Source organism: Longimicrobium sp., assembly GCF_035474595.1.
In the GTDB taxonomy this organism is placed as follows: Bacteria; Gemmatimonadota; Gemmatimonadetes; order Longimicrobiales; family Longimicrobiaceae; genus Longimicrobium.
In genome coordinates, this window is sequence record NZ_DATIND010000155.1 from 53965 (window position 1) to 66093 (window position 12129).

Annotated in this window: 6 protein-coding genes; 3 read left to right on the forward strand and 3 right to left on the reverse strand. The window is 72.8% G+C overall.

Annotated features, from left to right (window positions below; translation table 11 throughout):
- Positions 1-216 precede the first annotated feature (216 nt).
- Complete coding sequence (locus tag VLK66_RS26625) at positions 217-1659, forward strand: PLP-dependent aminotransferase family protein (RefSeq protein WP_325312550.1); 1443 nt, start codon at positions 217-219, stop codon at positions 1657-1659.
- Between the two features lie 209 nt (positions 1660-1868).
- Here VLK66_RS26625 and yedA read toward each other — a convergent pair whose 3' ends face one another.
- From yedA to VLK66_RS26640, 3 genes are all read right to left on the reverse strand, one after another.
- Positions 1869-2864, reverse strand: a complete 996-nt coding sequence (gene yedA, locus VLK66_RS26630; RefSeq protein WP_325312551.1) for a drug/metabolite exporter YedA — start codon at positions 2862-2864, stop codon at positions 1869-1871.
- Positions 2865-3083: 219 nt separating this feature from the next.
- Positions 3084-9179 (reverse strand): carboxypeptidase regulatory-like domain-containing protein, encoded by a 6096-nt coding sequence (locus VLK66_RS26635; RefSeq protein WP_325312552.1) that lies wholly within the window; start codon positions 9177-9179, stop codon positions 3084-3086.
- Positions 9180-9686: 507 nt separating this feature from the next.
- Entirely contained in the window at positions 9687-10601 is a 915-nt protein-coding gene (locus tag VLK66_RS26640; RefSeq protein WP_325312553.1) for a cation diffusion facilitator family transporter, read from the reverse strand.
- 319 nt (positions 10602-10920) lie between these two features.
- On the opposite strand from VLK66_RS26640, the gene VLK66_RS26645 reads away from it, so the two are divergent.
- Both VLK66_RS26645 and VLK66_RS26650 read left to right on the forward strand, forming a co-directional pair.
- The gene (locus tag VLK66_RS26645) at positions 10921-11250 is read left to right on the forward strand and encodes a hypothetical protein (RefSeq protein ID WP_325312554.1); all 330 of its coding nucleotides are present in this window, start codon (positions 10921-10923) and stop codon (positions 11248-11250) included.
- 49 nt (positions 11251-11299) lie between these two features.
- On the forward strand, positions 11300-11881 hold the full coding sequence (locus tag VLK66_RS26650; RefSeq protein WP_325312555.1) for a hypothetical protein: 582 nt from the start codon (positions 11300-11302) through the stop codon (positions 11879-11881).
- The last annotated feature ends 248 nt before the right edge of the window (positions 11882-12129 follow it).

The window sequence follows — 12129 nt, forward strand, 5'->3', positions numbered from 1 at the left end:
TAGCCGCGACTTCAGTCGCATTTTCGCCACGCCTCCGCTCTCTCGCCGATTGTTGAATCACGCGAGGAAATCCTCTCATCTGCTTAACAATCCGTCTCTATCACCACACCAGCACATCCCTACGCGATCCGCCACGGTTGACGATAACAGATTCTGGAACGTAGAATCGATAGCAGTACAGTTGCGGAAGATCCACCTCCATCCGGTGTCGGGGCGATGATCCAGGTTGCGCAGGCGGAGGAGCGGTTCGCCTACCAGGCGCTGGCGGGCGAGCTGGTGCGGATGATCGAGGCGGGAACGCTGCGGCCGGGCGACCGCGTGCCCTCCGTCCGCCGGATGAGCACCCAGCACGGCGTGAGCGTGACCACCGTGCTGCAGGCATACCGGCTGCTGGAGGACCGCCGGGTGATCCGCGCGCGGCCGCAGTCCGGCTTCTACGTGCAGCCGCGCGAGCGCTCGCGCGTGGCCGAGCCCGGGCGCACGGCGCCGCCGTGCGTGGCGTGCGACGTGAGCGTGAGCGACACCATTGCCGCGTTCCTGGCGGCCGTGGGCGATCCGGCGCTGGTGCCGCTCGGCGCCGCGCTCCCGCACCCCGACTTCCTTCCCGTGGCGCGGCTGGCGCGGCTGCTGGGCGCGGCCGCCCGCCGCGAGCGGCGCCATCCCGCCTCGTACGCGCCCGCGGGGACGCCCGAGCTGCGGCGCGAGATCGCGAAGCTGGCGATGGACGCCGGGTGCGCCGCATCCGCCGCCGACGTGGTGATCACCTGCGGCTGCAGCGAGGCCATCTCGCTCTGCCTGCGCGCCGTCGCGAAGCCGGGAGACGCGATCGCGGTCGAATCGCCCACCTACTTCGGGACGCTGCAGGCCATCGAGGCGCTGGGGATGCGCGCGCTGGAGATCCCCACCGAACCGCGCGACGGCATCTGCGTGGACGCGCTGGAAGAGGCGCTCCGCTCCGGCGCGGCGAAGGCGTGCGTGCTGACGCCCAGCTTCCAGAACCCGCTGGGCGCGCGGATGCCGGACGAGCACAGGCGCCGGGTCGCGGAGCTGCTGGCGCGGTACGGCGTACCCGCCATTGAGGACGACACCTTCGGCGACCTGCACTTCGGCGAGGCGCGGCCGCGCGCGCTGCAGGCGTGGGACCGCGAGGGGTGGGTGCTGCGCTGCGGCACCTTTTCCAAGACGCTGGCGCCGGGGTTCCGCGTGGGGTGGGCGTTCCCGGGCCGCTTCCGCGCGGCGGTGGAGCGGCTGAAGGCGGCGACGACCCTCACCACCGCTTCGGCGCCGCAGCTGGCGCTGGCCGAGCTGCTGTCGGCGGGCGGCTACGCGCACCACCTGCGGCGGCTGCGGCGCACGCTGGCCGCCAACGTGGAGCGCCTGGGCTTCGAGGCCGCCGAGCGCCTCCCGGCCGGGACGCGCGTCAGCCGGCCGCAGGGCGGGTTCGTGCTGTGGGTGGAGCTGCCCGAGGGGACGGACGCGATGGAGCTGCACCGGCGGGCGGCGGGGCGGGGGATCAGCCTGGCCCCGGGCCCCGTCTTCACCCCCAGCGCCGGATACCGCAACTGCATCCGCCTGAGCGCCGGCCACCCCTGGAGCGACCGCACCGCCCAGGCGCTCGACGTCATCCGCGAACTCGCCGCGGACTGCGTCGCACCCTGACCGGCGGCGGTTTTGTCGCAGAGCACCAGAGGACCGGAGACTCGACTCGATCTCCGCGTCTCCCCAACGGTGATTTCTCACGCGGAGACGCGGAGTCGCGGAGAACTCCGTGCCGTGACGAATCCTCCGCGTCTCCGCGTCTCCGCGTGAGATCAACGATGTAGCGGTCGGGCGATGATGAAAGTCGACAGAGACTTTTGCGTACCGGCTCAGGCCCGCGTCGTCCTCCGCCTGCGCTGACGTCCGGACGGGGTTGGGACAGGCGCGCGGGGCGATGGCGATGCGGCGGAATCGATCGGCTGGGGGCGCGCGCGGGCGGTGTTCACGATCACCACACCGGCAACGATGACGGCCATGGCGCCCACGGTGCGCGCGGTCAGCGCCTCGTCCGCGAACCACCACCCCAGCAGCACGGCGACGACCGGGTTCACGTACGCGTACGTCGCCACGCGCGTGGCGGGACAGTTGCCCAGCAGCCAGGCGTACGCGCTGAACGCCACCACCGAGCCGAAGACGGCCAGGTACGCCACCGAGGCGATGGCCACCGCGTCGATCGCCGACCAGCGCAGCCGCGCGCCCTCGCCCGAGACCAGGCCCGCGGCGAGCAGGACCGCGCCCGCGGCCAGCATCTCCATCGCCGCGCCCAGCAGCACGTTGCGCGGGAGCGGCGCGGTGCGGGTGTAGAGCGACCCCGCCGCCCAGCAGAAGGCGCCGACGAGCACCACGCCCACCGCGGTCCGGTCGATCGATCCGCCGCCCGCGTTCCACGGCGCGACGAGGAATACGAGCCCCGCGGCGCCGATCAGCACGCCGAGCAGCACGCCGCGCGAGGGCAGGCGGCCGCGGGGGCGCGCCCACTCCAGGATCACCATCCACAGCGGCACCGACGCCACGACCAGCGCCGCCACGCCGGACGGCACGCGCTGCTCGGCCCAGGTCACGGCGCCGTTCCCCATCACCAGCATTCCCGTGCCGGCGACCGCCGCGGCCATCCAGTTGCGCCGCGTGGGCCGTTCCGCGCCGCGCAGCCGCAGCACGGTGTACAGGATCACCCCCGCCGCGGCGAAGCGCGCGCCCGCCATCAGCAGCGGCGGAATGGCGCGGATGGCGTACAGGATCGCCAGGTACGTGGATCCCCACACCACGTACACGATGGCGAACGCCGCGATGGTCTTCGCCCGGCCCGGCCCCGTCGTCTCCACCATTCTCCGCTCCGCGGTCGCATCTCCCACCGCCGATGCTCGACCGGCGGCACCGTCGAAGGTATCCGCGGGCGTGGGGGGGATGACAGATGCAGAAACCGGGTTTGCCGCCCAGCACAGTTCGGGAGGGGAGAGACGCGCGGCCCCCCGCGTCCGGGAGACGCGGGGGGCCGCTGGATCAGGGGAGAGCGAGCGCCGGCGCGGAGGGCGGCGGCGCCGCGGTCAGCTCCAGGCCTCGAGCTGGGCGATGCGGCTGTACCCGCCCGCCGCGCGCGTGACCACCACGCGGACGCGGTCGGTGGTCAGCGGCGGGAACGCGATGCGGCGCCACACCCGGTCGTTGTTCGTCACCGCCCCGCCCGGCACCCGCACCCACGCCGACCCGGTCCAGTACTGCACCTGGAAGTCCTGCACCCCGTACTGCGTGAAGGTCATTGCCTCCGTCGGCTCGGCGGGGGCGGCCTGGTTGTCCTGCACGGAGAAGACGCTCACCTCCGAGATGGTGGCCTGCGCGGGGAACTGCACCTCGAGCCACTCGCCCGACACCGCCGAGGCGCTCTGCCACCCGCCGCCCGGGAACGGATCGCCCGCCGGGTGCGTGCCGCGCCGGTCGCCGTTGATGGCCGTGGCCGCCGAGCGCGCGGCCGACGCCTCGGACGAGGCGCGCGCCACCGCGCCGACCGCCGCCGAGGCCACGTTGGTGTGCGGCCCCCCGCTCCACACCTCCAGCTCGGTGATGCGCGACCACCCGCCCATCCCCCGGAACACCACCACGCGCACCTTGCCGGTGGTGATGGGCGCGAACGCGATCCTCCGCCACACCCGGTCGTTGTTCACGATGGCCCCGCCGGGGAGCACCTGCCACGCCGACCCCGTCCAGTACTCCACGTTGAAGTCCTGGATGCCGAACATCGAGAAGGTGAGCGACTCGGTGATCTCGGCCGGGCTGTACGGGTTGTCCTGCGGCAGGTAGATGTCCACCTCGGTGATGGCCCGCGGCGCGAACGAGATCTCCAGCCAGTCGGGGTACTGGTTCTGCGTGCCGTCCTGCCACACCCCCGCCTCGGGCGCCGGGTCGTACGAGCGCGGCGTGCCGTTGCGGTCGCCGTTGGTGGCGATGTACGCCGCGCGGTAGCTGCTGTACTCCGACGACGCCACCGCGCTGCCGCCCATCCACGCCGAGGCCACGTTCGAGCGCACCATCACCACCTGCGTCCCCGTGAAGGCGGCCGACTGGCTGGCCGCCACGTTCTGGAAGCTGGCGCTCGACGGGGTGAAGGTGTACGCCGGCCTGGACGGGGTCACGGTGTAGCTCCCGTCGCCCAGCACCGTGAACGCATAGTTCCCCGACGCATCGGTGGTGGCGGTCCCGCCCTGCGTGCCGCTGAGGGTGACGGTGGCGCCCTGCAGCGCCGCCCCGTTGGCCGTCACCTGGCCGGTGATGGTGTAGCTGGCGGCGGATCCGGGGAAATCGAAGCTCGTGTCGGCGGCCAGGTTGTTGAACGCCTGGCTGGCTGGCGCGAAGGTGTACCCCGGCCGCGACACCGACACGGTGTAGCTCCCGCCGTCGGCCAGGTTGGCGAAGAGGTACTGCCCCGTCCCGTCGGTGGTCACCGTGCCGGCGGCGCTCCCGGAGAGCGTCACCGTGGCCCCCGCGAGCGGCGTTCCCGTGGCCGTCCTCACCACCCCGGCGATGCGGCGGCGGATCACCGTTCCCGCGAAGTCGCCCGTCTGGTTGGCCGCCAGCGAGGCGAAGGTGCGCGACGGCGGGGTGAACGCGTAGTGCGCCAGCACCGGCGTCACCGTGTACGAACCGCCCTGCGAAAGCCCAAGGAAGCTGTACCGCCCGTCGCCGACGGTGGCCATCTCGGCCGTGCGCGATCCCGAAAGCATCACCCGCACCCCCTGCGCCGGCGCGCCGTCCACCGTCACCAGCCCCGAGATGGTGAAGGTGGCCCGCCCCTCGCCGGTGAGCGTCGCCACCGCCAGCGGCTCGCCGGTGGTGGAGCGCACGGTGAGCGTGGCCGTGACCGGGCCCGGCGCGGTGGGGCCGAACTCCACGTCCACGTCCACCGTCATCCCCGGGCCCAGGGTGAACGGCCCGGCGAAGTACGGCGCCTCGAACGGCCGCTGCACTTCCAGCGAGCCGATCTGCACCGACTCGCCCGTCTCGTTGTGCAGGGTGAGCGTCTGGCCCGACAGCGTGTTCACGTCCGTGGGCGGGAAGGCGGTGTTGCCGGAGATGCGCAGCCGGTAGGCGTTGCGCAGGAAGCGGTCGATGGCCGTCCACGTACCGGTCACCAGCCGCACCCGCTCGTCCATCGGCGGGCTCACCGCGGCCGAGGCGAAGCCGGGGACGTGGAAGTGCCCCGACGGCAGCGCGGGCCGGTTGCGCGTGCGCACCAGCGCCGTGCGGTAGAAGATCTCGTTCGACAGGAAGTTGCCCCCCGAGCCCTCGTCGGCGGTGCCGCTGGGGACGTCGGCCACGCGCGTGTACGCGGCGGGGTCGCCGGGGTTCGGCTCCGGCCGCGACGCGCCGTTCAGCACGCGGTACGACTGGTCGAAGAGGAGGTCGTTCCCCGCCGGGTTGGGGCCCTGCAGCACCTCGCGCGCGGTGACGATCTGCGGGAGCGTGGTCTCCAGGAACTGCGGCCCGCCCGCGATGGCGCCCCCCGGGTCGCGGAGGTTCGCGGCGACCACGGCGCCCGGCGCCCGCACCCGGTTGTTGTCGATCGTATCCACGCGGTTGTGCCCGGCCCAGCGCTCGATGTCGTAGTAGGGCCGGCCGCCGTTCTGGCTGCAGGTGACCAGCAGGACGATGGAGCTCAGGCCGGGGCGCACGGCCGTCTCGATCAGCCCCTGGTCGAACTCGGCGTAGCGCACCGGGAACACCGCCGTGCGGATGTACACGGGAGGAGTGGTCTGGGTGACCGGCCCGTTCAGCGCCAGCGCGGCCACGCCCGAGGGGTTGCTCTGCCCGGGTGCGCCGGGGAGCTGGAAGGGGTCGAAGCCGGTCACGATCACCCGCCGGTACCCCGCCGGCGCGGCGTCCAGGCTGATGCGCCCGTCGGGCTCCAGCCCGCGCGACGGCCACTCCAGCGACTGGATGAGCGCCTGCAGCGTGTCGGGCGCCACCGCGGCGCGGCGGCCGTACGCGCGCAGCCCGGCGATGGCCTGCAGCCGCGCCCAGTACAGCGGCCGGTCGTCCACCCCCGTGTGCGTGGCCGCCATCACCCCGGCGCGCACCGTCTGCGCGGCCACGTCCCACAGCCGCTTCCCCTCGCCCTGCAGCAGCGCGGCGATCGACGATCCCGCCGCGGCGCCGGCCACCTTGCCGTACACCGCCGCCGCGAACCCCGCGATGTCGGGAACCGAGCCGGCCACGATCCGCAGCGGCTCGTCCAGCACGCGCAGGTACTCCTCGAAGTTCTCGTCGCTGCGCACCACCGCGCGCAGCGCCGTGCCCGCCAGCTGCACCTTTCCCGCGCCGGTGGCCGCGGCCGAGAGCGGCACCTCCAGCAGCACGTGCCGGTCGGCCGCCGCCAGCCCCGGCGCCACGCGCCTGGGCGGCGTGGCCGCCGGGTCCTCGCGGTGGTAGGGGAGAACGGTGAGCGTGCCGACCTCCACCAGCGTTCCCGCGTGGCTCCCCGCCGGGAGGGTGACGGTGACCTCGCCCTGCGCGGCCAGCGCGCCGCCGAAGAAGTTCGCCACCGCCTGCGCGCCGTTGCGCTCGGCGCTGAAGCCCAGCCCGCCCAGCGGCGCGCCGGCCACCGGGGCGCCGTTGGTGATGGGCACCAGCAGGATCCGCGACGCGCCCACCGTCACCTTCACGTCGAGCGGGTTCTGCGCCATTCCCCCGGTCACCCGCAACCCCAGCGCGAAGGTGCGCTGCGTCTCCCACGGCTCGAAGCGCTCCATCTCCCACACCGTGCCCAGCTGCGCCGCCCCCGTGCCGCCGGGGAAGCCGAACGAGCGCGCCACCTGCAGGGTGGCCGCGTCGGTGGGCGTGGTGCGGAAGGTCAGCACCGGTTCCACGGTCACCGCGGCGCGCACCCGCACCGGCAGCGAGCCCAGCAGCACCCGCGGCTCCAGCCCGGCGGCCACGAAGCGGGCGATGTCGAACCCCAGCACGTCGGCCGGCCAGAAGCCCAGCCGCGCCGAGGCGCCGTCGGGCACGGCCAGCCGCACGTGGATGACGTTGCCGCCCTCCAGCAGCGCGAACGCGGTTCCGCCGGCCAGCGAGCCGGGGTCCAGCACCGTGGGCGCGGGCTGCTCCAGGTAGAACTCCGGCTGGTACCCCAGGTCGCGCACGTCCTGCAGCGGCCCGGTGGGGTTCCCCGCCGCGTCCAGCGGCTGGGCCAGCGCGCGCACCAGCGCGGTGTCCTGCAGGTCCATCACCAGCGTGGGCGGCACCCCCTCGGGCTCGGGGTCCTGCGAGGTGATGACGATGTGCCCCAGCGTGGCACCGGGCGCCGCGGTCAGGCAGTAGTCCGCCTGGAACCCCTGCTGCACCGTCTCGGGGTCGCGCCCCGGCGCGAAGCGCACCAGCTGCAGCGCGAAGCTCCACGGCAGGCAGCACGCCCCCTCGCCGCGCACGAAGTAGTACGCCTGCGAGTTGCCGTACTGGTCGGGGAACACCGTCTGGCCGTTGTCGGTGGCCAGCTGGAAGCGCCCGCCGCAGGGAAGGAGGCTGGTGGAGACCGGGCCGATCCCCGCGTGCGTCACCCGGAAGGTCTCGGTGCCCAGCTGCAGGCTGTGCCCGTCGGTGCCGATCCGGAAGACGACGCCGATGGAGATGTTCAGCGACGCCAGCTGCACCAGCTGCCCGCCCGGGAGCACCATGGCCAGCAGCGCGGCGATCTGCAGGGTGACGCTGATCTCGATCCGGATGCTGAACACCACCGAGCCGATGGCCCAGGGGTACAGGTCGGCGAACTCGTTGAGGAACCCGAACGGGTCCACCTGATAGCGGAAGCCCACGATCAGGACCACGCGGATGCGCACGATCAGGTTCACCCGCAGCGCCAGCAGCAGCCCCGCGCCGCGCACCCGCACCAGCGTGCCCACCCGCGCCGGCACGTCGCTCGCGCCCGGGCCGCCGCCGTCGAAGAACGGGATCAGGCGCACCTCGTTGATGATCTCCAGGAAGATCACCTGGTCCACCAGCACGATCTCGAAGCCGCCCCAGTCGAAGAACAGCCCGTGCGGGCTTCCGCCCTTCAGGCTGAACACCGCGCTGTCGCTCTCGGTGGGCGCCAGCATGCGCTGGCCGGGCACCGTCTCCAGCGCCAGCACGGGCACGCCGGGGCCGGTCTGCGCCATCACCGCGTAGCTTTGCGTGGACGACGAGGCCTTCGCGGCCACCTCGCTGCTGGCCACCACCTGCAGGTCGTAGCGCCCCACCTCGGCGCCGGCGGCGCTGCGCACGCTGAGCTGCTTGGCCTGGGTGGACGCGGCCTGCGCGTCGGTCAGGCTCACCAGCCCCACCAGCGTGCGGTCGTCGCTCTTCTGCACGTGCACGGTGGCGCCGGCGCCAAAGTCCAGCGTGGCCCCCGCCAGGTTGCGGCCGGCCACCACCACCAGCGTGGGCTGGTCGGGCTGCAGCGTGGGGGTGAAGGCCAGCGGCACCGGCACCGTCTTCGGCAGCACGGTGAACATCTGCCGGCTGCTCTCGAACACGCCGTCGCCGCCGGCCCCGGCGCGGCGGCTGGCCAGCACCTGGATCACCAGCCGCTCCAGCGGCTGCAGCGCCGGCGAGGCCGTCACCCGCAGGGTGAAGGTCAGCGCGTCGATGCCGGTGGCCGCGTCCTGCGCGGCGCTGAAGCCCAGCACGTTCACCGCGGCGCGGGCGGGCCCGCGCAGCGCCAGCGTCCCGTTGTTGTACGCATCCAGCAGGTTGCGCCCGCGCACGGTGATCTGGCTCTGGGTGTCCTCGATCACCACCGGCGGGGTCACGCCCAGCACCTCGGCGGCCTGGCCGGGGGTGTTGGCCACGTAGGTGTAGCCGCCGGCCAGCGAGGACGAGCTGCCGTCGGGGTTCACCACCGTCACCGTCACGCTCCCCGCCTGCGCGGCGGCGGGAATGGTGGCGGTGGCGGTGCCGTCGTCCTGCACGGCCACGTCGGTGGCCGCCGTGCTGCCGAAGTAGACCTCGGCTCCCTCCTGGAATCCGCTGCCGCCCAGCGTGGCGGTGATCCCGCCCGCCAGCGCGCCGCCCACCGGCGTGATGGAGTCCAGGCTCAGGGTGGACCACTCCACGGGTGGGTCGTCCCCCGGAGGGGGCTGATCGTCGATGGTCGCGGGCATGCCGGTGTCCATGGTGCCTCCCGGATGGGGATGGAGATCGGGGGGCGGCGGAGTGCCGCTCCCGGTGCCGGCGGGCCCGTCCGAGCTGGCGCGCCGGGGCCTGGGAACGCGAAAAAGGGCAGTGGAAGTGGATTCCACGGCCCTTCTGCGCGTGTGTCTGGACGGCCCGCCCGGCGCGCTCCTCTTATCCGGGGGAGGCGGGGCTGGCCCAAAACGAAAAGGGGCGGTGGAATTGCTTCCACAGCCCCTTCTGCATCGATTTCCGGACGGCCGCTCCGGCGCGTCTCCCCGCCTCGCTCAGCGGGGGAAGATCACCCTCGCGGTGCCGTTCCCGTGAGACAAACTACAGGATTTTTCCAGGAATCTCAAGGGAGATTGGACAAATTCGGACGATGGATCAATCCCGCTTATCCTTGGGTAGATCAGTGGTTTAGGGAGATGCTAAAATTTTCTCTTCGTCCATTTCATGTACTCCGGAGGGGACGACGTTCTCTCACCTTCCGGACGCTCTCCCCGCCATCAGGGGCGATGGTCCTGGAGCGCGGAGATCTCGAGGTAGAGGAGGAGCCGGTCGGGCGAGGCAGCGCGGGTGCGGCGCTCCAGCTCGGCGATGGCGGCGAGGACCTGCTCGCGGGTGAGGCCGCGGCGGAAGGTGACGTCCAGCGTGACCAGCACCTCGTGCGGGGCCAGCTGCATGGTGCGGATGCGGCGCACGTCCGCGTCGTACATTCCCGCGGCCGCGGCGGTGATGCATTCCACGATGTCCGCGTCCGCGCGCTCGCCGATCAGCAGCCCCTTGCTCTCCACCAGCAGCACCCCCGCCACCCCCGCCATCACCAGCCCCACCCCGACGGAGGCGGCGCCGTCGAAGTACGGGTTGTCCAGCAGGTGGCCCAGGAACACGCCCAGGAACGCCAGCGCGATTCCCGCCATGTCGGCGATGTCCTCCAGCACCACCGAGAAGAGCGACGGGTCCTTGCCCTCGCGGATGGCGGCCCAGAAGCCGCGGCCGCCGGCGCTCTCGCGGAACTGGCGCAGGCCGACCACGAGCGAGCCGCCGTCGAACAGCGCGGCGAAGCCCAGCACCGCGTAGTTCCACGCCGGCGATTTCAGCGGCTCGGGGTGGAGAAGGTGCCGGATGCCTTCGTAGACGGAGAGCCCGCCGCCCAGCGCGAAGAACAGGATGGCGACGATCAGGCTCCAGAAGTACAGCTCGCGCCCGTGGCCGAACGGGTGCTCCGGCGTGGGCGGGCGGCGGCTCCGGCGCCGGCCGAGCAGGAGCAGCAGCCCGTCGCACGCGTCCACCAGCGAGTGCACGCCCTCCGCCGCCATCGCCGAGCTGCCGGTGAAGGACGCGGCGGTGAACTTGGTCGCGCCGATCGCCACGTTGGCCGCGATCGATGCGTAGATCGCCGCGGCGGACTCCTTCGCCATCCGTGCTCCTCGCCCGAAAACCGCCACGACCGCCGCGACGACGTCATCCCGAGCCGTCCCCGCGCGCTTCGCGGCCACGATAGCTGTCAGCCGCCGGGGAGGGGGCCGGCTGCGTCCGTGGCGGGCGCTTCGGGGGAGCAGGCGCCGTGCCGTCCACATCGACCCCGTGGGTGGCGAAGAATCCGGCGGTCACACCATTTTGATGGAGGCCGGCAGGCCGGTCATCGATTTAGCGGTACGTGAAACGCTCGGGCCGCGAGCGCGTACGGACGTCCGGTCCAGCTCGCCCGATCCCCCTTCAGCGTTGGGAGATGTGCCCATGAACCTCGATTCGGTGATCAAGCTCCTGGTCATCTGCTCCGTCATCGTCCTCCCGGCGATCGCGGTGACGGCGCGGTTCGCCCTGAAGCCGATCGTCGACGCGATCCTGCGGCTGAAGGAAGGGGGGATTCTTCCCGAGGGCGCGGCCGCGGGCACCCTGGCGGGCGAGGTGCGCCTGGCGCGCGCCGAGCTGCAGAGCCTGCGCGACGAGGTCGCGGCGGTGAGGGACGAGATGGCGCGGCTGCAGGAGGCCGAGAGCTTCCACCGCTCCCTTGGCTATGCGCCCGGCACCGAGCCGCCCGCGCTCCCGGCCGGGCAGGAATCCTGAGGCTTCCGTGAGGCGGCCAGCGTCGCGCCTCCGCGGCTCCCGTGCGTGGATGTGCGCCGCGGGGGCGGCGCTCGCGTGCGCGTGCGGGCGAGAGGCGCCGGCGCGGGAGCTGCCGCCGGCGGCGCCGTACCGCGGGCCGGCGGCGCGGGCGCCGACCAACCAGCTGCGCGTGATCGCATCGAGCGCCGGCGCCGTGGTCACCCGCGCGGACTCGGTGGTGATCCGGTACCGGCTGCACAACGACGGGACGGCGATGAACGTGGGCGATTTCCCCATCTTCTACCGCTTCCGCGTCTACACGCCCGCGGGAGAGGAGATCGAGCCGCGCTGGAGCGTGCACACGGACGGGTGGGGCGGCCAGCAGCGCATGGACCTGGCCCGCGGCGCCGACGGCGAGGAGCACGAGGTCAACCTGGCCTGCGCCGACGCCGCGCCGATCCGCTTCGGCGCGCGGTTCGCGCCCACCGCGGCCTCCCCCTGCGACGGCTGGCGTCTCCCCGCACCCGGCGACTACTACGTCATCGTCCAGCACGTCCCGTTCGAGCCGCCCGACGGCTCCGCCGCGAACGATCCCGCCTACCTCCCCTCCCGCGCCGACACCGTGCTGGTCCGCTACTCCCCATCTCCCTGACGCTTGCCCGGCCGGCTTCGGCCGGTGCGATGGACCCGCTCGCGAAACGCACACCGGGGGTGGGGGAAGATACGAAAGGAACGGCCCGCGAGCGTTTTGTCCGATGCATCATATCCATAACGATGGCAACGGGTTGTGGGGACGGGGAAGCATTGCGCGGGGCGGAGAAATCCCTTGAATTCGGCCAGACATCCGTTATCTTCACCATGCCTTTCCCGCCGCCCGTGCGGACCTCGCACGCATGCCCG